The following is a 21,985-nucleotide window of genomic DNA, read 5'->3' on the forward strand; positions in this document are numbered from 1 at the left end:
AGCATAACAGGCAAGAGTAGTACCTCATATTTCTTTATAGAAAGCGATAGCGTTCACTATTATTGAGTTGGATATGGTACGTCATTGTCAATAATCGTAACTCCATCTCTTACGATTTTATAGTGTCCCTTTGTACCTTCTTGGATGATAAATTCTAAAGAAATTGTTGCCGACTCTGTAATCGTTCTAGTTTCAATTGGTCGATCCATTTTTTGTTGCATATCTTCTTTATAAATTTCTATTGTTTGCGGTTTCTTTTCACCTAGTATAGGAGACTCATAAGGGATAGAAATATTATCGACTTTCACTGTTTTCGTTACTTTCGGCTTAGGCCCCTCTGAAATGATAATCGTCACTTTATCTCCTTCTTTTAACGGTGTTCCCGGTTTTGGAAATTGTGAAATTACAAGCCCTTTATCGACAGTATCTGAATACTCTCGTTTTATATCTGGGGTTAGTTTTCGCTCATTCAAATAACCATTTACGCTATTTTCAGTCCATCCTGAAAAATCACCTGGTCTAATTTGATAAGGACCTTTACTCACCCAAATTTTCAGTTCTTGCTCTGCCTCTACTACCATTTGGTCAGGCGTCGGGATTTGCTCTACGATTTCACCTTTTGGTCGATCATTTTCAATATAATTTATTGTAACTTTTTTATATTTTTCTTCTAACTCAGCCCTTATACTCTCAAAATCTTTTCCTGTGAAATCACTCATCTTACTTTTCTTTTTTCCACCTGATTGATAGATAGTAATTTTAGAGCTTTCTTTCACAACTCTGCCTGCTACAGGGTCTGTTTTTATCACATCACCTGCTTCAACATCATCTGTATATACAATATTGGGTTCCGTCACTTCAAAACCTTTTTCAACTAATGTATTTACAGCTGTCGTATACTTCATACCAGCCACATCAGGGACTTTTACATCTTTCGGAATAAAGAATCCCGGAATAACAGTAAGCGCCAATGTTATTCCAATTGCTAAAAGTAAAAATGTTGTAATTAAACCTTTGAGCCATTTGCTACTTCGTCTTTTCTTCTTGCTTAATTCAGCTTCTTCTCTTACTTGTTCGTCCACTTTACTCCCTTTTAAAACAATTGTTTCATCAGTTACATTTTCAAATAACTGTTCTTGTTGAATAATTGGAATCGCTTTTGTCGCTTCCATATCTTCTGGTATGTAAAATGGTTGCTCATTTATCCTCTCTGGATATAGCGCCGTTTCAATATCCCGTTTCATCGCATTGGCAGATTGATATCGATGGAACGGATCTTTCGCAGTCGCCTTTAATATAATATTCTCAACACTTTGCGGAATATTTTCATTCCATCTTTTGGGAGACGGAATTTCATTTTGTAAATGTTTTAAAGCTATAGCCACAGCAGATTCACCAGAAAACGGTTGTCTTCCTGTTAGCAATTCAAACATAACAATACCAAGAGAATAAATATCTGATTGTTTATTCGCTATCCCACCGCGTGCCTGTTCTGGTGATAAGTAATGCACCGAACCGAGTACCGAATTTGTATGTGTAATTGTTGTTGCACTTGTAGCTGTCGCAATTCCAAAATCTGTTACTTTCACTACTCCATCAGCTCGAATTAAAATATTGTGCGGCTTTATATCTCGATGCACAATCTCAAAATGATGGGCGTGTGCCATGGCGGACGTTAACTGCTCCATTATATCAAGAGCTTCTCCTATCGGTAACATCCCTCGATCAATTATGTATTGCTTCAATGTTCGTCCGGGTACATATTCCATTACAAGATAATATATACCATCCTCTTCTCCAACATCATACATATTCACAATATTTGGATGCGACAACGTTGTAACAGATTGCGCTTCTCGATGGAAACGTTTAATAAACTCTTCATTATTTGAATAATCGAGTCTTAATATTTTTACCGCTACATCTCGGCCGAGTATGTCATCATGAGCTAAATATACATTGGCCATTCCTCCGCCACCAATCATTTTTAGCAGCTTATAACGGTCATTTAAGCGTTTTCCAATCAGCACGTTGCACTTCACCTACTTTCGTTTGTCGAATCCACATAATCAATAAGAACAAGGGTGATGTTATCTTCCCCGCCACGATCATTTGCCAATTGAATGAGACGTTGTCCCTTACTTTCAATCTGTTCATTTAACTGTAAAATTTGTTTCATATCAGCAATAGAAACTTTATTAGATAATCCATCAGAGCAAAGAAGTAACTGATCATCTTCTTCTAGCACCAATGTTTTAACATCTAATCCGACTTTCTCTTCTGTCCCTAATGCCCGTAACAAAACATTCTTTTTCGGGTGATATTCTGCATCTTCCTTTGAAATTTCACCATGTTTCACAAGTTCGTTTACAAGGGAATGATCTTCCGTTACAAGCGCCATTTCACCCTCTGATACCATATAGCAGCGACTATCTCCTATATGACCTATTGTCACAAAGGTTGGTGTACAAATTGCTATTATAAGTGTTGTTCCCATGCCATTACATTCTACATGTTGCTTAGAGTATTCATGTATACGTTCATTAATAATTCCAACACTTGTATGTAACCACTCTTCTACTTTTTTCGGCTTATTCATATTATGCGTTTGCTTCCAATAATCATGGAATAATTGAATAGCCATCGAGCTAGCTACATCACCAGCTCGATGCCCCCCCATTCCATCTGCTACTACCGCTAAAATATTTCCATCTAAATTGTGAAAAACTCCTGCACTATCTTCATTATGTTGACGAACTTTTCCTTTATCTGATAGAAACACGGCTTTCATCTCGTCACCTCGTCTCTTCTTTACGCTCCTTCGCACGCAACTGACCGCAGGCAGCATCAATATCATGACCTTGTTCACGGCGAATCGTTACATTCACTCCACGATCTTTTAGCGTCTTTTCAAATAAGAAAATTTGCTCACGTGGTGTTCGTACATAATCGCGTTCAGGTACGTAGTTTACCGGAATTAAGTTCACATGACATTTTACACCTTTTAAGAGCGCAGCAAGTTCTTCAGCGTGCTCAACTTGGTCGTTTTCTCCTCCAAATAATCCATATTCAAATGTAATACGACGCCCTGTTCTATTTACATAGTATTTAATAGCTTCCATTAAATCAGGTAGCTTATAAGCACGGTTAATCGGCATTAATTTTGAACGTAATTCTGAATTTGGAGCATGCAATGAAATCGCAAAATTAATTTGTAAATCTTCTTCAGCAAACTTATAAATTTTCGGGATAATTCCACTCGTCGAAACTGTCATATGTCTCGCACCGATATGAAGACCTTTTTCATGGTTAGTGATGCGTAAAAAGCTCATTAAATTATCGTAGTTATCAAATGGTTCTCCAATTCCCATAACAACAAGAGAACTTACACGTTCTGATGTTTCATCAAGCGCACGTTGCACCTCTACTACTTGCGCTACGATTTCTCCAGCTTCTAAGTTTCGTTTTAACCCACCAAGTGTAGAAGCACAGAACGTACATCCAATACGACAACCAACTTGCGTTGTTACGCAAATGGAATTTCCATATTCATGTCGCATTAATACCGTTTCAATAGAATATCCATCATATAACTGGAATAAGAATTTAATTGTCCCATCCGAAGACGTTTGTTTTACTAACGTGTTTAATGTAGTAATATCAAAGGAATTCGACAATTTATCACGCAATCCTTTAGAAAGGTTTGACATATCCTCATAATTTTTTACACGTTTTTTATATAACCAGTCAAAAATTTGTCCAGCACGGAACTTTGGTTCACCTTGTTCCTTTAACCAATCTTGCATTTCATGAATTTGTAATGAGTAAATTGATGGTTTTTTCGTTTCTACATTTTTCTTTTGTTTTCTTACAGTCGTTTCCATGATGCTACACCTTCTTCCTTAAACAAGCAATATAAAAGCCATCTGTTGCAAAATAATGCGGTAAAATTTGTACTTGACCTTCATCAATATACGGACTTAACTTTTCTGGCATACGCTCTTTTATCGTAGTATCCCACTCAAATTCAGGATTCTCTTGTAAAAATCGCGCTATTACTTGTTCATTTTCTATTTTTTCAATTGTACACGTACTATAAACAAGGCGACCACCTTGTTTTAATAACGGTGCTATTTTTTCTAGTATGGCAAGTTGAATCGTCGATAATCTTTCACTATCGCCTTTATCTTTACCTAACTTAATATCAGGTTTACGTCTAATTACACCAAATCCAGAACATGGTGCATCTACTAATATTTTATCAAACGTTTCATTTGCAAAATGCTCTTGCACTTTTCTAGCATCTAATGCCTTTGTTTCTACATTCTCTAAACCAAGGCGATCTGCTTGTTGTTTAATTAAACGCACTTTGTGTGCATGTAAATCAAGAGACATGACCTTACCAGTTCCTTTTAGTCGCTCTGCGATATGCGTTGTTTTTCCGCCCGGAGCAGCACAACTATCTAGAACTACATCTCCCTCATTCGGTTCTAAAGCACGTGCTACAAGCATAGAGCTTTCATCTTGAATAGAAAGAAAACCTTTTTTGAACGCATCTGTGTGCGCTACATTCCCTCTTTCAATTTGAATTGCATCATCTGACAAATCACCACGTTTTGCTTCTATACCTTCACTTGCCAATAACTCAATTGCTTCTGCTACTGTTATTTTATCAACATTTACACGCGCTGTTGGTACAGGTGGTAACATGTTTACTTCACACATTTTCTCTGCAGTTTCTAAACCATATTCTGAAGTCCACTCTTGTACAAGCCAAACTGGATGACTTGTTGCAATTGCAAGACGTTCTACTGGATCCTTGATTTCATCTACAGAAGGTACACCTTCCCTTTGAATCGAACGTAATACACCGTTCACCATACCAGCAATTCCTTTATGCCCACGGCGCTTTGCAATCTCAACCGCTTCATGAATAGCCGCTCTTTCTGGCACTCGGTCTAAATAAATCATTTGATATAAAGATAAGCGAAGCAATACTCTTACCCAAGCCTCAACCTTCTTTTTTAAAAAAGGTTGTAAATAATAATCTAATGTGTCACGACGTTGAATCGTTCCATATACAATTTCAGTTAACAAACCAATATCTTTTCTATCAATTGTACTTTTTTCAATTATATTATTTAAAAGTAAGTTACTGTATGCACCACTTTTTTCTACTTGAATTAAACCATCAAGAGCTAACTCACGAACATTTTGTCTCATTCATTTTCTCCTAACTTCGTTCCAATTTCAGGTTTTGTACCACGTAAAAATTGCGAACAACTCATACGCTTTTTACCAGAAGGTTGCAACTCAGTAATTTTAACACCCGTTTCATTACTAGTTGCTACAACAAAACCGTCTTCTTCGATCGCAACAATCGTACCTGCTTCAGCAGCTTCGACTACGGGTACTTTTTCTCCCCACCATACTTTAACAACTTGTCCCGCTAAAGTCGTATAAGCAACTGGCCACGGATTCAATCCGCGAATGTGATTGTATACTTCCTCACCTGTTTTTGTCCAATCGATTTTTTCTTGCTCACGTTTTATATTATATGCAAATGTTACTTCTTCTTCGTTTTGTTTAATTGGCTCTAACTTACCTTGAATTAATAACGGTACTGTTTTAGATAGAAGGTGTGCCCCAGCTTCACTTAACTTATCAAATAATGAGCCTGTCGTTTCACGCTCGTCAATTTCCACTTCCACTTGCGTTAAGATATCACCAGCATCCAATTTTTCTACCATGTACATAATTGTAATACCTGTTTTTTCCTTACCTTCCATAATTGCATAATGAATTGGTGCACCACCACGAAGTTCTGGAAGTAAAGAGGCATGGACGTTAATACATCCATACTTTGGTGACTCTAAAATTTCATTTGGTACAATTTGACCGAACGCAGCTGTTACAATTAAATCGGGCTCTAGCGCCAATACTTTTTCATATTCGTCTTTTTCACGAATTCTTAACGGTTGTAACACCGGGATACCATGTTTTTCTGCTTCAACTTTAACAGGTGTAGGTGTTAATACCTTTTTTCTGCCTACCGGACGATCGGGTTGTGTCACAACACCTACTACATCATAACCATCTTCGATAAGACGACGAAGCACCGGCACTGAAAAGTCCGGTGTTCCCATAAATACAACTTTTATCATTCAAAAACCGCTCCTTTAATGCCTATTCTAATTCGTTTTCTTCGTAATATCTCGTCACTTTAGATGTAAATAATACACCGTGTAAATGATCGATTTCATGCTGAATGGCACGCGCTAAAAAACCTTCCGCCTCTAATAAAAATACTTTACCACGACGATTTTGCGCTCTTACTTTAATATAATCGGCACGCTCCACTTCACCATAAAGTCCCGGGAAGCTTAAACAGCCTTCGGGACCTACTTGTTCACCACGTTTTTCTAGGATGGCTGGATTGATTAACTCGATTTTTCCCGTATCATCGCCAATATCAACTACGGCTACTTGTAAGCTTACACCTACTTGAGGCGCAGCTAAACCAACTCCATCCGCAATTAACATTGTTTCATGCATATCTTTTAACAATTTCACCAACTTTTTATCAAAGTTAATTACTCGTTCACATGGTGTTTCTAACACTTCATTTGGATGCTTTACTATTTCTAAAACTGCCATATTTCCCTCCGCTACATTAACATTGTTGGATTAAAATCAATTGAGATTTGTAGCTCTTTTTGCATTTCTGCTTGATAATGTTCATTTACCATTTTGAGCACGTTCTTTAAGTTTGGTTCCCGTTTGTATTTTATCATGCATTGATAACGATATCTATCTTTTATCCTTGGAATTGCTGAAGCAACTGGTCCTAATACCATTGTCTGCTGTGTGCAATGCATGCGCAATTGACCGACAATTTTTTCCGTCACTTGCACTGCCTTTAATAATTCCGGATGAGATACAGTTACAAGTACAACGTAGTAATAAGGTGGATATTGTCTCGTTCGTCTCATTTGCATTTCTTGGTCAAAGAACACATCATATTGTTGGTTCTTCGCTAACTCTATACTGTAATGTTCTGGCGTATACGTTTGAATTACAACTTCCCCTGGCAATTCATGTCTACCTGCTCGCCCACTCACTTGCGTCAATAACTGATATGTCTTTTCACTTGCCCGAAAATCGGGTAAGTGAAGCATCGTATCTGCAGTTAAAACTCCAACGAGCGTCACTTTCGGAAAGTCTAATCCTTTCGCAATCATTTGTGTTCCGAGTAATATATCTGCTTTTTCTTCCCCAAACGCCTTTAATAATTTTTCATGCATTCCTTTACGGCTTGTCGTATCTACATCCATTCGAATGACTCGTGCCTCTGGAAATAGTTTTGTAATTTCTTCTTCTACCTTTTGTGTACCTGTACCAAAGAAACGAATATATGTACTTTGACAAGCCGGGCACGCAGATGGCATATTCTCTTCGTAACTGCAATAATGACATTTTAAACGATGGTTCATTTTATGATATGTCAGCGAAATATCACAATGCGGACATTGTACAACATAACCGCAATCACGACACATAACAAATGTAGAATGACCTCTTCTATTTAAAAAGAGTACCATTTGTTCTTTCTTCTCTAATCGATCTGCTATTTTTTCATGCAATGCCTTGGAAAACATTGATCGGTTCCCATCACGAAGTTCCTCACGCATATCAACAATCTCTACAGTTGGTAAAGCTTGTTCATTCATACGTTTTTCCATCGTTAGCAGTTCATAAACACCCTTTTTGGCTCTTGCAAACGATTCAAGCGTAGGTGTTGCACTACCAAGAACGATAGGACATTTATGATATTGTCCTCTCCACACAGCTACATCTCTTGCATGATATCGCGGATTATCTTCTTGCTTATAACTCGATTCATGCTCTTCATCGATAATAATAATTCCTAAATTTTCAAAAGGAGCAAAGACAGCTGAACGCGCACCAACTACGACTTTTACTTCTTTTCTTAAAATCTTACGCCATTCATCATACTTTTCTCCAACAGACAGCGCACTATGAAGAACCGCAACTTGCGAGCCAAATCTACCTTTAAAACGATCTACCATTTGAGGCGTTAGCGCAATTTCAGGAACAAGTACAATAGCTTCTTTTCCTTTTTTGAGCACTGCCGCTATAGATTGTAAGTATACCTCTGTCTTTCCACTTCCTGTAACACCATATAGTAAAAATGGATTGTAAGTTTCATTTGTAATTGATGATAAAATCGGTGTAATGACTTGTTTTTGTTCCTCAGTAAGTGGAAATGGGTTCGTTTGTTCAAAATCATCATCGTCATACGGATTTCGGTATACTTCCACATACTTTTCTGAGATTAGCCCCTTTTTAACAAGTGCTTTTATTGGAGCATCTGTTATTTGTAATTCTTCTGTTATCACTTTCAATGGTACACTTTTATAATTTTCCACAAAATAATAGAGTACATCTTGTTGTTTTTTACTTTTCAGTTCAAATGCTGCCAATTCCAATTTATCTTCTGGCAACTCCGGCTGAACTACTCTTTGTTTCTTCTTCTGTACTTTATCCTTCACTTGATAAACGACTTCAATCGTGCCATTTTTAATTTCTTGTTGAATCGTGCGGTATAGATGTGGCTGCGCCTCGATAGCTTCCCAGTCTATCGCTTCTTTGTCCTGAAATAAAAACAGTAGTTCAGGTGCTACTTCTTCTTGTTTGCGAAGTTGTAGACGCTTTTTATACGTTGCTTTTATCGCCGTTGGAAGCATAACTTGAAAAGCTGAAATCATATAACATAACGTTTCACTTGTAAGCCAATATCCAAGCTTTAATAATTCCTCATTTAAAACCGGTGTTACATCTAATATTTCATGGATTGTCTTTAATTTTGTACTTTCTACATCAACCGAATCTTTAATCTCAATAATAAATCCTTGCAATTTCCTTGGGCCGAACGGAACAACTACACGCATTCCTGTCTGGACAATATCTTCCCATTTTTTAGGGATAATATAATCAAATGGGCGATCTGTCTGACGAGCCGGTACATCAACAATTACACTTGCAAATTTCATAAACGATCATCTTCCAACATCATTTCGATTTGCTTTAATATTTCACGAGCAACCTCTTTCTTTGTTAAAAGTGGCAACTCAATAACTTCTCCATCTTTTCTATACATTGTTACAATATTCGTATCTGTACCAAATCCAGCTCCTTGCGCCTTTACATCATTCGCAACAATCATAGTTGCATTTTTCTCACGTAATTTTTTCGTTGCGTATTCCTCTACGTTTGTTGTTTCAGCCGCAAAACCGATAAGTAACTGTTTGTCCTTCATCTCACCTAACGTTTTTAAAATATCTACTGTTCTCTCTAATTCAATTACAGCATCACCATTTTTCTTTTTCATTTTATTATCATGAACATATTTCGGACGATAATCTGCAACTGCTGCTGTTTTGATAACAACATCTACATTTTGATAAAGTTGAAGAACCGCTTCTAACATATCTTGTGCAGATTCCACTTGTATCGTTGTTACATGTAATGGAGGATTTAGTGCTGTCGGTCCTGAAACCAGGATGACATCCGCCCCTAATTTTGCTGCCTCCTCTGCGATTGCATATCCCATTTTCCCAGAAGAAAAATTCGTCATAAAGCGAACGGGATCAATCTTTTCGCGTGTCGGGCCAGCAGTTATTAATATTCTTTTTCCTTGCAATGGCTTTTGTCCCGAGAAAGCCTCCTCTAACCGTGCAATAATTGCTTCAGGTTCTTCTAATCTTCCTTTCGCTACATAACCACACGCTAAAAAGCCTTCCCCAGGCTCAATAAATGTATATCCTAACGTTTTTAACGTCATCATATTTTTTTGAACAATTTTATTTTCATACATATGCACATTCATAGCAGGTGCAATCCACACTGGAGCTATAGTAGCTAACAAAGTAGTTGTAATCATGTCATCCGCAATACCGCTAGCTAACTTTCCAATACAATTGGCTGTAGCAGGTGCAACAAGCACTACATCTGCCCAATCTGCTAAATCGATATGCGCAATAACAGCTGAGTCTTTCTCATCAAATGTATCTGTATATACATCATGGCGAGAAAGGGCTTGAAATGTAAGAGGCGTAACAAACTTCATTGCCGACTCACTCATCATTACTTTTACAATAGCACCAGCTTGTGTCAATTTACTCGTTAACGCAGCCGCTTTAAAAACCGCGATGCCTCCTGTTACACATAGAAGTATCTTTTTCCCTTTTAGCATATGACTCGTCCTCTTTCTTTTTCAAACTTATAATACCGAAATAGAATTTTCAGCTCGTCAGTACCAATATTTCATCCTATCGTAAAAAAATAACAACCTACTTGTAAATAGGTTGTTACCGTTACATAGAAAATTATATAGTCTATGTTTTTAATTGTCGAAGGCAAAGTCTTATTCAGCTACTTTATCTTCACTTGGTACGTATTTTAACACTTCTGCATCGATTTCTTCTAATGCTTTACCTACACATTTATGAGAAACAGGTTGTTCAATAACACAATTATTAGCAAGTTGCATTTCACGCGCACGCTTTGCAGCTACTGTTACAAGTGTATATTTAGAATCGATTTTTGTTAATAATGAATCAATTGATGGATTTAACATAATTATAGACCCTCCGTCATTTCTTTATAATATTTTGCTACTCTTTCGCGGCGGCAATGTTCGCCAACCACAATTGCTTTAATTCTTTCACAAGCTAATTCAACTTGGTCGTTTTCTACTACATAGTCGTAAGCATCCATCATTTCGATTTCCTCTTTCGCTACAGTTAAACGATTTTCAATAACATCTTCAGTTTCTGTACCACGACCGACAATTCGGTTCTTTAGCTCAGATAAACTTGGAGGTGCTAAGAAAATAAATACACCTTCTGGGAAAGCTTTCTTAACTTGAATTGCTCCTTGCACTTCAATTTCTAAGAATACATCTTTTCCTTCTTGTAATGTTTTTTCAACATAGTCAATCGGTGTTCCGTAATAATTACCTACGAACTCAGCCCATTCAAGTAATTTTTCATTACGAATCATTTCCTCGAATTCTTCTCTTTCTTTAAAGAAATAATCCACACCGTCTACTTCACCTTCACGTGGTTTACGTGTCGTTACTGAAATAGAGTATTGAAAACGTGTATCCTCATGGCTAAACAGCTCTTTTCGAACCGTTCCTTTTCCAACCCCAGAAGGTCCTGAAAGAACGATGAGCAATCCTCTTCTACTTCTCATAAATATGTAAAACCTACCCTTCCTCACTTAAATCTTCTTTATTATTCAAACGATGTGCAATCGTCTCTGGCTGAATTGGACTTAATACAACATGCCCATCATCCATAACAATAACCGCCCTTGTTTTTCTCCCATACGTAGCATCAAGTAAAGCATTATGTTCACGTGCTTCCTGTACTGTTCGTTTAATAGGAGCTGACTCCGGACTTACAATAGCAATAATTCGATGAGCAGATACAATATTTCCGTATCCAATATTTAAAAACCGCATGGCCATAGTTTGCGCCTCCTAGTAAGTCTATCCGATTTCTCCACCACGTATAACTTTATATATTTTTTTGAAAGCTACTCAATATTTTGTACTTGTTCACGAATTTTTTCAAGGTTATTTTTCATTTCTACCACATATTTTGAAATTGTTAAGTCATTTGCCTTAGAACCAATCGTATTAATTTCTCTATGCATCTCTTGCACGATGAAGTCCATTTTCCTTCCAACAGGCTCTTCAATCTGCAGTGTTTCACGAAATTGATCTAAATGACTTTGCAAGCGAACTAATTCCTCATGAATATCACAACGCTCTGCAAAGATTGCGACTTCTGTTAGCAATCTTTGTTCATCCAGATCCTGATTATGTAATTCTTTTAAGCGATTCTCTAATCGTTCACGATATTTTTGTGTAACAATGGGTGCATGTGGAATAATTGCATTTACACAATTGTGAATCTCTTGCAAACGATACGCTATATCTTTATGTAATCGTTCTCCTTCGCCATCCCTCATCGTTTTCAACATATGAGCAGCTTGGCGAACAGCCTCATATAAACTGTTCTCAAATTGTTCATTTACATTTTCTATTTCCTCAATTTCAGTCACTTCTGGCATTGCCATCAATCGCTCAAGTGTAATAGAATCTTGTAATTGAAATTTTCCTTTTATATCTTCCATAATCGATTGGTACTGCTCAAGAAGCGACCAATTCACACTTAATTTTCTTTCAACAAGCCCTTTACCCGTTATACTAATAGACACTTCAATACGTCCGCGGCGAACTTGTTCTGCAATTATTTTACGAATTTTGTCTTCAAATACCATCATTTGCTTCGGAAGTCGAATACTCATCTCTAGAAAACGGTGGTTCACCGATTTCATTTCTACTGTAATTTGAAAAGCATCACTTTCTACTTTCGATCTTCCAAACCCTGTCATACTAGAAATCATTTTTATCACATCCAAGCCATGAAATAACTCAATGAAAAAGGTAATAGAGACAAGGCTCTACTACCTTCTGTAAATTATATCACATTTTCATAACATTGACTATTTCAAGTTTAATCCCTTCTTATATAATATTGGCTTTTCCTTTTTCCCTTTTCTCCCTGTTAATAAAGAGCCTACTAGTAAGAAAGTTGGAATGGATGACAAACCTCCAATTAACAACCAATCTCTTGCTTGTATTGGCATCGTGCTAAAAATCGGTTGTAATGGTGGATAATATATAACAACGAGCATTAACAGTAATGAAATGATAACCGCCCCTACTAAATACACATTTCCAAACGGATTGCGGTGGAAAACAGAATGTTCACTTCGGCAATCAAATACATGAATAAGCTGCGCAAGTACCAACGTCGCAAATGCCACGGTTTGTGCATACTTTAGTTCATTTGGATGTTGATTATACGCAATAATAAACGCCACTAACGTTACTGCTCCGATGAGAAATCCACGGCTTATAATTTTCCACGCTAGCCCTCTAGCGAATACGCCTTCTTTCGGATGGCGCGGCGCCCTCTTCATCACATCTCCTTCAGCTTTATCCAGACCTAATGCCATCGCTGGTAAACCATCAGTAACTAAATTCACCCATAAAATTTGAATTGGAACCATCGGCAATGGTAACGCAAGTAACATTGCAAATAACATAACTAAGATTTCTCCAACATTTGATGCTAGTAAGTATCGAATAAACTTACGTATGTTCTCGTATATATTTCGACCTTCTTTAATTGCTGATTTTATCGTAGCAAAATTATCGTCTAGCAGAACGAGTGAAGATGCTTCTTTCGCAACATCTGTCCCTGTAATTCCCATCGCTATCCCGATATCTGCTGTTTTTATGGCTGGGGCATCGTTCACCCCATCACCTGTCATTGCTACTATATGTCCTTTATTTTGCAGCGCCTTAACAATTTTTAATTTATGTTCAGGTGATACACGAGCAAATACATACGTATCTTCTACAACATTTTCTAATTCCTCTACATCCATATTCGCAAGTTCTACCCCTTCAACAACGCGTCCACCAGTTGGTAAAACTCCTAACTGTTCTGCAATTGCCATTGCTGTCACTTTATGATCTCCTGTAATCATCACTGTTCGAATACCAGCTTCTTTACACTCTTTTACCGCCTGTTCTACCTCTGGTCTTGGCGGATCAATCATTCCTTGTATCCCGACTAACATAAAATCTTTTTCAACGTCTCTTTCGTGTTCAATAGAGTCAGTTGCTTTTAATGGCTTAAATGCAACTGCAATTGTTCGAAGTGCTTGACTGCCTAAACTATGAATAGCCGCCTGTACTTCTTTTCTATACAACTCACTTAATGGTTGCTGCCTATCCGCCCATAAGATCGTTTGACTCATTTGCAAAAGGACGTCTGGCGCTCCTTTTGTCACAACAAATTTTTTCCCCTCTCGATCTCGCACAATTACACTCATCATTTTTCGGGTCGAATCAAAGGGAAATTCACGAATAATTTCAAATTTCCCTTTCAATGCTTCACGCGTTATCCCCGCTTTCATCGCTGCAGCTACAAGCGCTCCTTCTGTTGGATCTCCATCTAATACATACGCCTTTTTCTTTTGAATAATATTTGCATTGTTACATAGTGAACCAAATGTAAGTAATTGATAAAGTGATTTTGTCTTAGCTGGATTAACTTCTTTTTCACCTTTCATAAAAGATCCATTAGGTTCGTATCCTTGCCCCGTCACTTTCCATAACTCTCCACCTGACCACATATGTGTTACCATCATTTTGTTTTGCGTCATTGTTCCTGTTTTATCAGAGCATATGACAGAAGCGCAACCTAACGTTTCTACAGCTGGTAACTTCCTTACTATTGCTCTCTTTTTTATCATGCGCTGTACACCAAGCGATAAAGCAACCGTAACGATTGCCGGTAATCCTTCTGGAATAGCAGCAACAGCTAACGACACGCCAGCTAAAAACATATGATATACTTCATTCCCTTGATACACACCAGCTAATACAACGAGCGCTGTCAAAATAAGAGCCACAATAATTAATATTTTTCCGAGTTGCTCTAATCTTCTTTGCAATGGTGTTTCCATTTGCTCTGCATTTTGCAACATATTTGCAATTTGGCCCATCGCTGTATTCATACCAGTTGCTACAACGACCCCTGTTCCAGATCCTCTCGTAATCATCGTACCCATAAAAGCCATATTTTTTTGATCTCCAATTGCAACATCTTGCCCTTGCAATGCTTCTACCTTTTTTTGCACTGGTACTGACTCTCCTGTCAAAGCAGATTCTTCAATATATAAACTCGATGCCTCAACGAGACGTACATCAGCCCCAATACGATCTCCACTGGAAAATTTAATAACATCACCTAAAACAAGCGCTTTAGATGGCGCCTTTACCCACTTTCCATTCCGCATCACAGTAACTTGCGGGGCGGCTAGCTCCTTTAGAGCTTCCAATGATTTTTCGGCCTTTCTCTCTTGAAAAAAACCTAGAATTCCATTGATAATAACAATGGCAACAATGGCAATAGAATCAATATATTCACCTAAGTAAGCAGAAACTATTGTTGCACCAAACAAAACAAGTACCATAAAATCTTTAAATTGCGCTAAAAATACCATGAGTGCCGAAGGCCTTTTCGCTTCATCTAATTCATTTGTACCAAATTTTTTGATTCGGCCCTCTGCTTCTTTCTCCGTAAGTCCAACCTTTACATTGGTATTCGTTCTTTCTTCTACTTCATGTGCCCGCATTCCATACCAGTTCATCCTGCTATCGACCTCCTGATTCCAGACATACTCTATTGAAAGCTTATTCAGCCTCGTCCAAAAAAATGCTATAATTAACTTTTAGTTAGAAAGGAGTGTTTTTTATGGCATTCGATGGATTATTTACAAGAGCGATTACACATGAAATTGCAAATTCTCTTTACACGGGAAGAATTTCAAAAATATATCAACCTTCAAAATACGAAATTTTATTACATATTCGAGCAAACGGAAAAAATCAAAAACTGATTCTTTCCGCTCATCCGACATATGCACGTTTACACTTAACAAATCAAAATTACGATTCACCTGCACTTCCGCCAATGTTTTGTATGCTTCTCCGCAAGCATCTAGAAGGTGGTTTCATTGAAAAAATTGAACAAATTGATTTAGAACGTATTATTCAAATCACAGTACGCAGCAGAAATGAAATTGGTGATGAATCGCTAAAAACATTAGTAATTGAAATCATGGGTCGACATAGTAACATCATTTTAGTAGACACAAAAACAAATAATATTTTAGATAGCTTAAAACACGTTTCTTTAGCAGTAAACCGACATCGAACTGTATATGCCGGAGCTGAATATATTGCACCGCCCGCACAACACAAAATTAACCCACTTCAGATTGAAACGGATGATGAATTTATTAGACCTCTAGACTTTCTATCTGGAAACATGGATAAACAGCTCGTCGGCACTTTTACGGGAATCTCACCGTTATTCGCAAAAGAAGTAGTAAACAAAGCAGGTATGGTAAATGAAAAAGCTTTATCTGAAGCATTTTTCTCCATACAAAAACCATTACTAACTCATACATATACACCAGCAATGATTACTGCAAACGGGAAAGAATTCTTTTATCTTTTCCCTCTTGCGCACTTAGCAGGAGAAGAGAAAACATTCTCATCTGTAAGTGAATTGTTAGATCGCTTCTTCTTCGGTAAAGCAGAGCGCGATCGTGTAAAACAACAGGCGCATGATTTAGAACGCTTTATGCAAAACGAAAAAAATAAAAATGAGAAAAAGCTTATAAAACTAGAAAAAACATTACAAGATGCCGGAAAAGCAGATAAATATCAACTATTTGGAGAGCTACTTACAGCCAATATGTACGCTTTAAAAAAAGGTGATAAAGATATTGAAGTCGTTAACTATTACGATGAAAATGGCGGAACTGTAAAGATCACATTAGACCCTTTAAAAACGCCATCTGAAAATGCACAACGCTATTTCCAAAAGTACCAAAAAGCGAAAAATTCAGTTGTTGTTGTAGAAGAACAAATCGAAAAAACAAATGAAGAAATTCTTTATTTTGATAGTTTACTGCAACAAATGGAAGCTGCTTCTTCAAAAGATATTGAAGAAATTCGCGAAGAATTAGCTGAAGAAGGGTATATGCGTAATCGTAAAACGAAAAACGCAAAGAAAAAGCCTACAAAACCAGTATTAGATAAATATTTAGCAAGTGATGGTACAGAGATTTTCGTTGGTAAAAACAATAAACAAAATGATTATTTAACAACGAAATTCGCCCGTCGCGATGAAATTTGGTTACATACGAAAGACATACCTGGCTCTCACGTTGTCATTCGTTCTTTAGAACCTGCTGAAGAAACTTTACTAGAAGCTGCAAAAATTGCCGCTTATTACAGTAAAGCAAAAGAGTCTAGCTCTGTACCTGTTGATTTCACAAAAATACGCCATGTGAAAAAACCGAGTGGTGCAAAACTTGGTTTTGTTACGTACGACAATCAGCAAACCGTATATGTAACACCTGACGCTGACACTGTAATGAAATTAAAAGCGTAAATGCAAAAAATGCGTTGCTTATATGCAACGCATTTTTTATTCGTTCCTATACCCATTCACTAATTCATAGCATCTTTCTTGTCATTTTATATATTTTCAAAAAAATTGACAGTGTCAATCTACATCTGTATAAATTTTTTTACAGTATATAAATACAGTGCCCCAAAAATCAATGTTTTTTTATCCCCTACTAATTATTAAAGCAACCTGGATGTTATAAGTATCCCGCCTCTCACAAATAGCTGGCTACTTTTTATTTTCTCTACAATATATATTTTGGCACGCTATTTGCTTTATTCAATACTGTGAATAGGGGGAATTAACATGACTTTAAAAATTAATAAAATCCAAAATCAGCTACAAAACTATGAAATTGACGGATTACTTATTACAAAAAAAGAAAATCGCCAATATGCAACAGGCTTTACAGGTAGTGCTGGCGTCGTCTTAATCTCTAAGGATAAAGCTGTTTTTATAACTGATTTTCGCTATGTAGATCAAGCGAAATCACAAATAAAAGATGCTGAAATTATAATGCATAAAGGAAATTTAGAAAAAGAAATTGCAAATCAAGTATCGAAATTAAATATTCAAAAACTTGGAATTGAAGAAAATAACATGACATTGCAACAATATAAAAACTTACAAAAATACGTACATGCGGAAATGATTCAAGTGTGCGAAATCATTGAAAATATTCGTCTTATTAAAGACACGCCTGAAATAGAAACAATGAAAGTCGCAGCTCATATCGCGGATGAAGCATTTCACCACATCCTTACGTTTCTAAAACCAGGAATAAGTGAAAATGATGTCCGAGATGAATTAGAATTTTTCATGCGAAAAAAAGGTGCTACGTCCTCATCATTTCAAATTATTGTAGCTTCTGGTGTTCGTTCTTCTCTTCCTCATGGCGTTGCATCAAATAAAATAATCGAGCAAGGTGACATTGTCACATTAGATTTCGGTGCACTTTACGACGGATATTGTTCCGATATAACACGTACTGTAGCAATCGGTGAACCATCAGAAGAGTTCAAAAAAATATACAATGTTGTACGCGAAGCATTAAAACGCGGGACTGAAGCAATTAAACCTGGAGAAACTGCGAAAAGTATCGATGATGTAACAAGAAACTACATTACAGATTGTGGATATGGTCAATATTTTGGTCACTCTACAGGGCACGGTCTCGGCTTAGAAATACATGAACCTCTTCGCCTATCCCAAGAAAGTAAAGCTACATTAGAAGAAGGTATGGTTGTTACAGTTGAACCAGGTATTTACATACCGAACTGGGGCGGTTGTAGAATTGAAGACGATATCGTCATTACAAAAGACGGATATGAGGTTATTACAACATCAAATAGAGAGCTAATTGTTATTCCTTGTTAATATTATCAAATTTTTTACAGGATTTTTTCTTTACATATAGAATCCCTTATCTGGAGTATTTGTTTAAAAGAGGGGGAATTTTAATTGAATTTTGTAATTGATAAAATAGATGGTTTACAGCCTGAATTTTCAAAACTTGTTTCCATGATGAATTACGCTCGCTATACAACAATGCAGGCTGCCCAAGGCTTAACAATTGAAGAACTTGATTATTTGTATGACGATGACGCAAACTCAATTGGTATGCTTTTGTACCATATGGCCGCTATTGAATTTTACTACCAAATTCATACCTTTGAAGATCGTGAACCGACAGATGCTGAATTAGAGCGTTGGTTGCCTGCTATTGAGTTAGGGGATCTTGGACGAGAAAAAATAAAAGGAAACTCCATAGAATTTTACATTCATACATTACAAGAAGTACGCTCTAAAACAATTGAAACATTTCAATCTTTACCTGATGAATGGCTATTTAAAACGACAGACTTTTGGTATGACAAACCAGCTAACAACTACTTTAAATGGTTTCACGTTTTTGAAGATGAAATCAATCATCGCGGACAAATTCGTTTAATTAAAAAGATGCAAAAAGCTCATGCAGTAAAATGAGAAAATGCCACCGAATAAGGTGGCATTTTCTTTTATTCATTAACGAAAAGCTTTTCGTTTACTGTTTTAGTGACTACCACTACCAACATTAAAATGCATATTAAATATAGCAATTTCGCAATAAACAACCACCCTTGAAACATTACAATTCCATTTTTAGGATTAATTGTATTGTATCATCCATTTTTACACCTTACCATTACAGTACATGAAATTTCACTTTTTTTCTTTTCCCTATACTCACATACTTTCACTGCTTTCATACAATACACTACACGAATGCCTAAAGGATGTGACTGTTATGGGAGTTGAATTAACGCTATTACACGCTCTCTATGTTCTTTGTTTACTCACTATTATTACCTTCTTTATTCTCAGGAAAGATACGACGATTATTTGTATCGTTTTTATCTTTTTATTAGCATTAACCGCAACAAGTTCTATCCCTCTTGCCATTAGCGGGATTTTCCAAAGTTTCATTTACGCCATTACCGAACTATTACCAACTATATTAATCATCTCCATTATCGTATCCATGAGTAATCTACTCGTTCATACCGGCATAAATGATACGATGATTTCACCATTTACAAAAATGATTCGAACACCTACACTCGCCTACTGGATTATCGGTCTTTTAATGATGACAATTTCTTTCTTCTTTTGGCCTTCTCCAGCTGTCGCCTTAATGGGAGCTATTTTATTACCAGTCGCTGTACGCGTCGGTCTGCCGCCAATTGGGGTTGCGATTGCTATGAATTTATTCGGACACGGCATCGCCTTATCAGGTGACTTCGTTATTCAAGGCGCTCCGAAATTAACAGCAGATGCTGCTGGTCTCCCTGTTTCCAGCGTCGTATCTGCAAGTGTTCCCCTCGTTATCGTTATGGGCGTTGTTACAACTTCCTTCGCTTTTTTCTTCTTGCGAAAAGAATTTCATACTGGACTATCGTTGCAAGACTCTGTTTCATCAACTGAATCATCTAAAACTACTATTTTATTATCTCCTCGCATAAAGAAATGGCTCGCTATATGTATCCCTATCATCTATATCCTTGATATCCTTTGCATGATTCAATTTAAACTACAAGGAAGCGATGCTACAGCACTTATCGGCGGGACGACTGTTATTATGATTATCATCATTTCTCTCATCGCCTACAAAGGAAAGGGACTGAATAAAACGACCGATTATTTTATAGAAGGGCTCCAATTTGGATTTAAAATTTTCGGCCCAGTTATTCCAATTGCTGCACTTTTTTATTTAGGAGATAGTGGATTTGTAAAAATTATTGGAGACTATTTACCAAAAGGTTCACACGGAATTATTAACGACTTAGGAATCGCTTTATCTCAAACCGTTCCTTTAAACCAATATGTATCGGCAGGAACATTAACTATCGTTGGTGTCATTACCGGTTTAGATGGATCTGGCTTTTCCGGTATATCACTTGCTGGATCGATTGCCAACCTTTTCGGAACAGCACTTGGGCATGGAACAGCTACCTTAACAGCACTCGGACAAATCGCTGCCATATGGACTGGGGGCGGAACGTTAATTCCTTGGGCACTTATTCCTGCCGCTGCCATTTGCAAAGTGGATCCATTTGAACTTGCACGCCGAAACTTTTTACCGGTTGTTATCGGTTTAATCGTCACCACTATCGTTGCGATGTTTATTCTGTAACGTAAGCAAGTGTTCTCTTGCTTACGTTTTTTCATTGTAAAATTCATCATGAATTACTGGTTTTCAAAAGGGATTCGTTATCACTTAGCGAAATTATATTAGGAGAGTATTTATTCCAAAACGTTTACGAGAAACAGATTACTGCAATTAGAAAAGGGGACATAACTATGAATGAATTGATTTTCGTCTTATTAATTTGTCCATCACTTATCTTTATCATTTCTGTTATTGGAACACGCAAGACGAAAACGTATTACGTAATGCCTATTGTAACGTTTGCTAGTTTTTTAATAATAGGTGTTATCGCCTTTACTCCAAAATTTTTCTTTTGGGTTGGCATGTACAGCATCTTCTCATTTATTGTTTCTTACATGACTCTCTTGTTTGTGAGAGGATATGAGGTTGTGGAAAACGCTAAATAGTTGTTAGCAAGGAGATTGTCATATGGTTTTCTTTGATATTGATGGAACTTTACTTGATTACGACACTGCTGAGAAAAATGGTATCTCACATTTCTTCCAAAAGTATAAAGATATTTTTTCAGGAAACGAATTAGAGGCTATGAAGCTATGGCATGAATTATCCGAAGAATATTTCAACAAATTTTTATCCAAGGAATTATCTTTTCAAGAACAACAATGGGTGCGAATGTATCATTTATTTAAAGCATTTGGAGTAAACTTATCACCTTGGGAATCTCAGCACAGATTCAAGCAATATATAGAACTATATAAGAACAACTGGACTCCATTTGAAGATGTACACTATACATTACAAACTTTGCAACAAGGAGGACACTTATTAGGTATCATTAGTAATGGTGACTATGAACAGCAAGTCGAAAAATTAACTGCGCTAAACATCCTACAATATTTCAAATATATTTTCACTTCAAGTGAAATTGGTATATCGAAGCCAGACCCAGTAATCTTTCAAAGGGCCGTATTGCAATCGAATCTTGCAATAAAAGATTGCTATTATGTTGGCGATCGATTAGAAACGGATGCAATTAGTAGTACAACAGCTGGAATGCACGGAATATGGTTAAATAGGAACAACTCGTTGCAAAAATACGATATACCCACTATACGTTCTTTACATGAAATTTTAGCAATTATATAAAAAGACGACCGCGTTCCCCCGCAGTCGTCTTTTT

Annotated in this window: 19 protein-coding genes and 1 pseudogene; 6 read left to right on the forward strand and 14 right to left on the reverse strand. The window is 36.9% G+C overall.

Annotation, left to right across the window (positions count from 1 at the left end):
- Positions 1-59: 59 nt before the first annotated feature.
- The 13 genes from prkC to ACQKNI_RS09395 all read right to left on the reverse strand — a co-directional run bounded on the left by prkC (position 60) and on the right by ACQKNI_RS09395 (position 15,324).
- Entirely contained in the window at positions 60-2,030 is a 1,971-nt protein-coding gene (gene prkC / locus ACQKNI_RS09335) for a serine/threonine protein kinase PrkC (protein ID WP_088230140.1), read from the reverse strand.
- Between the two features lie 8 nt (positions 2,031-2,038).
- Complete coding sequence (locus tag ACQKNI_RS09340; RefSeq protein ID WP_088230141.1) at positions 2,039-2,791, reverse strand: Stp1/IreP family PP2C-type Ser/Thr phosphatase; 753 nt, start codon at positions 2,789-2,791, stop codon at positions 2,039-2,041.
- Positions 2,792-2,795: 4 nt separating this feature from the next.
- A complete protein-coding gene (gene rlmN, locus ACQKNI_RS09345) occupies positions 2,796-3,884 on the reverse strand; it encodes a 23S rRNA (adenine(2503)-C(2))-methyltransferase RlmN (RefSeq protein ID WP_088230142.1) in 1,089 nt (362 codons plus the stop codon).
- 4 nt (positions 3,885-3,888) lie between these two features.
- On the reverse strand, positions 3,889-5,223 hold the full coding sequence (gene rsmB / locus ACQKNI_RS09350) for a 16S rRNA (cytosine(967)-C(5))-methyltransferase RsmB (protein ID WP_088230143.1): 1,335 nt from the start codon (positions 5,221-5,223) through the stop codon (positions 3,889-3,891).
- Entirely contained in the window at positions 5,220-6,164 is a 945-nt protein-coding gene (fmt, locus tag ACQKNI_RS09355) for a methionyl-tRNA formyltransferase (RefSeq protein ID WP_098356862.1), read from the reverse strand. The genes rsmB and fmt overlap by 4 nt, the downstream gene beginning before the upstream one ends.
- Positions 6,165-6,186: 22 nt before the next feature.
- Complete coding sequence (def, locus tag ACQKNI_RS09360) at positions 6,187-6,657, reverse strand: peptide deformylase (protein ID WP_000279467.1); 471 nt, start codon at positions 6,655-6,657, stop codon at positions 6,187-6,189.
- 11 nt (positions 6,658-6,668) lie between these two features.
- The gene (priA, locus tag ACQKNI_RS09365; protein WP_088230145.1) at positions 6,669-9,074 is read right to left on the reverse strand and encodes a primosomal protein N'; all 2,406 of its coding nucleotides are present in this window, start codon (positions 9,072-9,074) and stop codon (positions 6,669-6,671) included.
- Positions 9,071-10,276 (reverse strand): bifunctional phosphopantothenoylcysteine decarboxylase/phosphopantothenate--cysteine ligase CoaBC, encoded by a 1,206-nt coding sequence (gene coaBC, locus ACQKNI_RS09370; protein ID WP_427282339.1) that lies wholly within the window; start codon positions 10,274-10,276, stop codon positions 9,071-9,073. The genes priA and coaBC overlap by 4 nt, the downstream gene beginning before the upstream one ends.
- A 171-nt stretch (positions 10,277-10,447) precedes the next feature.
- A complete protein-coding gene (gene rpoZ / locus ACQKNI_RS09375; RefSeq protein ID WP_088230147.1) occupies positions 10,448-10,660 on the reverse strand; it encodes a DNA-directed RNA polymerase subunit omega in 213 nt (70 codons plus the stop codon).
- 2 nt (positions 10,661-10,662) lie between these two features.
- On the reverse strand, positions 10,663-11,280 hold the full coding sequence (gmk, locus tag ACQKNI_RS09380; RefSeq protein ID WP_001257740.1) for a guanylate kinase: 618 nt from the start codon (positions 11,278-11,280) through the stop codon (positions 10,663-10,665).
- A gap of 13 nt (positions 11,281-11,293) precedes the next feature.
- On the reverse strand, positions 11,294-11,557 hold the full coding sequence (gene remA, locus ACQKNI_RS09385) for an extracellular matrix/biofilm regulator RemA (RefSeq protein WP_001251456.1): 264 nt from the start codon (positions 11,555-11,557) through the stop codon (positions 11,294-11,296).
- A gap of 68 nt (positions 11,558-11,625) precedes the next feature.
- On the reverse strand, positions 11,626-12,501 hold the full coding sequence (locus ACQKNI_RS09390) for a YicC/YloC family endoribonuclease (protein WP_427282341.1): 876 nt from the start codon (positions 12,499-12,501) through the stop codon (positions 11,626-11,628).
- 99 nt (positions 12,502-12,600) lie between these two features.
- Complete coding sequence (locus ACQKNI_RS09395; protein WP_088230149.1) at positions 12,601-15,324, reverse strand: calcium-translocating P-type ATPase, SERCA-type; 2,724 nt, start codon at positions 15,322-15,324, stop codon at positions 12,601-12,603.
- Positions 15,325-15,428: 104 nt separating this feature from the next.
- Here ACQKNI_RS09395 and ACQKNI_RS09400 point away from each other — a divergent pair, with 104 nt between their 5' ends.
- The 3 genes from ACQKNI_RS09400 to ACQKNI_RS09410 all read left to right on the forward strand — a co-directional run bounded on the left by ACQKNI_RS09400 (position 15,429) and on the right by ACQKNI_RS09410 (position 19,142).
- Positions 15,429-17,138 (forward strand): Rqc2 family fibronectin-binding protein, encoded by a 1,710-nt coding sequence (locus tag ACQKNI_RS09400; protein WP_088230150.1) that lies wholly within the window; start codon positions 15,429-15,431, stop codon positions 17,136-17,138.
- A gap of 324 nt (positions 17,139-17,462) precedes the next feature.
- Entirely contained in the window at positions 17,463-18,533 is a 1,071-nt protein-coding gene (locus tag ACQKNI_RS09405) for a M24 family metallopeptidase (protein WP_088230151.1), read from the forward strand.
- 84 nt (positions 18,534-18,617) lie between these two features.
- Positions 18,618-19,142 (forward strand): DinB family protein, encoded by a 525-nt coding sequence (locus tag ACQKNI_RS09410; RefSeq protein WP_088230152.1) that lies wholly within the window; start codon positions 18,618-18,620, stop codon positions 19,140-19,142.
- A gap of 32 nt (positions 19,143-19,174) precedes the next feature.
- Here the strand turns inward: ACQKNI_RS09410 and ACQKNI_RS09415 are convergent.
- Positions 19,175-19,297: pseudogene (locus ACQKNI_RS09415) on the reverse strand (YoqO family protein); the annotation flags it as partial.
- A 146-nt stretch (positions 19,298-19,443) separates the two neighbouring features.
- Between ACQKNI_RS09415 and ACQKNI_RS09420 the strand changes: the two are divergent.
- The 3 genes from ACQKNI_RS09420 to ACQKNI_RS09430 all read left to right on the forward strand — a co-directional run bounded on the left by ACQKNI_RS09420 (position 19,444) and on the right by ACQKNI_RS09430 (position 21,951).
- A complete protein-coding gene (locus ACQKNI_RS09420; protein WP_088230153.1) occupies positions 19,444-20,829 on the forward strand; it encodes a hypothetical protein in 1,386 nt (461 codons plus the stop codon).
- Positions 20,830-20,996: 167 nt separating this feature from the next.
- Positions 20,997-21,251, forward strand: a complete 255-nt coding sequence (locus ACQKNI_RS09425; protein WP_427282345.1) for a YbeF family protein — start codon at positions 20,997-20,999, stop codon at positions 21,249-21,251.
- Between the two features lie 22 nt (positions 21,252-21,273).
- Positions 21,274-21,951: an HAD family hydrolase gene (locus ACQKNI_RS09430; protein ID WP_088230155.1), complete on the forward strand. Its 678-nt coding sequence runs from the start codon at positions 21,274-21,276 to the stop codon at positions 21,949-21,951.
- Positions 21,952-21,985: the final 34 nt, after the last annotated feature.

Origin of the sequence: Bacillus sp. NPDC094064 (genome assembly GCF_050279585.1) — a bacterium.
GTDB lineage: Bacteria > Bacillota > Bacilli > Bacillales > Bacillaceae_G > Bacillus_A.

Excerpts from the sequence above, each read along its gene's own strand:
- def (WP_000279467.1), bottom strand. The coding sequence starts at position 6,657 with ATGGCAGTTTTAGAAATAGTAAAGCATCCAAATGAAGTGTTAGAAACA.
- ACQKNI_RS09390 (WP_427282341.1), bottom strand. The coding sequence starts at position 12,501 with ATGATTTCTAGTATGACAGGGTTTGGAAGATCGAAAGTAGAAAGTGAT.
- rsmB (WP_088230143.1), bottom strand. The coding sequence starts at position 5,223 with ATGAGACAAAATGTTCGTGAGTTAGCTCTTGATGGTTTAATTCAAGTA.
- ACQKNI_RS09400 (WP_088230150.1), top strand. The coding sequence starts at position 15,429 with ATGGCATTCGATGGATTATTTACAAGAGCGATTACACATGAAATTGCA.
- remA (WP_001251456.1), bottom strand. The coding sequence starts at position 11,557 with ATGGCCATGCGGTTTTTAAATATTGGATACGGAAATATTGTATCTGCT.
- coaBC (WP_427282339.1), bottom strand. The coding sequence starts at position 10,276 with ATGCTAAAAGGGAAAAAGATACTTCTATGTGTAACAGGAGGCATCGCG.
- rpoZ (WP_088230147.1), bottom strand. The coding sequence starts at position 10,660 with ATGTTAAATCCATCAATTGATTCATTATTAACAAAAATCGATTCTAAA.
- ACQKNI_RS09420 (WP_088230153.1), top strand. The coding sequence starts at position 19,444 with ATGGGAGTTGAATTAACGCTATTACACGCTCTCTATGTTCTTTGTTTA.
- ACQKNI_RS09425 (WP_427282345.1), top strand. The coding sequence starts at position 20,997 with ATGAATGAATTGATTTTCGTCTTATTAATTTGTCCATCACTTATCTTT.
- ACQKNI_RS09405 (WP_088230151.1), top strand. The coding sequence starts at position 17,463 with ATGACTTTAAAAATTAATAAAATCCAAAATCAGCTACAAAACTATGAA.
- rlmN (WP_088230142.1), bottom strand. The coding sequence starts at position 3,884 with ATGGAAACGACTGTAAGAAAACAAAAGAAAAATGTAGAAACGAAAAAA.
- ACQKNI_RS09395 (WP_088230149.1), bottom strand. The coding sequence starts at position 15,324 with ATGAACTGGTATGGAATGCGGGCACATGAAGTAGAAGAAAGAACGAAT.
- ACQKNI_RS09340 (WP_088230141.1), bottom strand. The coding sequence starts at position 2,791 with ATGAAAGCCGTGTTTCTATCAGATAAAGGAAAAGTTCGTCAACATAAT.
- priA (WP_088230145.1), bottom strand. The coding sequence starts at position 9,074 with ATGAAATTTGCAAGTGTAATTGTTGATGTACCGGCTCGTCAGACAGAT.
- ACQKNI_RS09430 (WP_088230155.1), top strand. The coding sequence starts at position 21,274 with ATGGTTTTCTTTGATATTGATGGAACTTTACTTGATTACGACACTGCT.
- fmt (WP_098356862.1), bottom strand. The coding sequence starts at position 6,164 with ATGATAAAAGTTGTATTTATGGGAACACCGGACTTTTCAGTGCCGGTG.
- gmk (WP_001257740.1), bottom strand. The coding sequence starts at position 11,280 with ATGAGAAGTAGAAGAGGATTGCTCATCGTTCTTTCAGGACCTTCTGGG.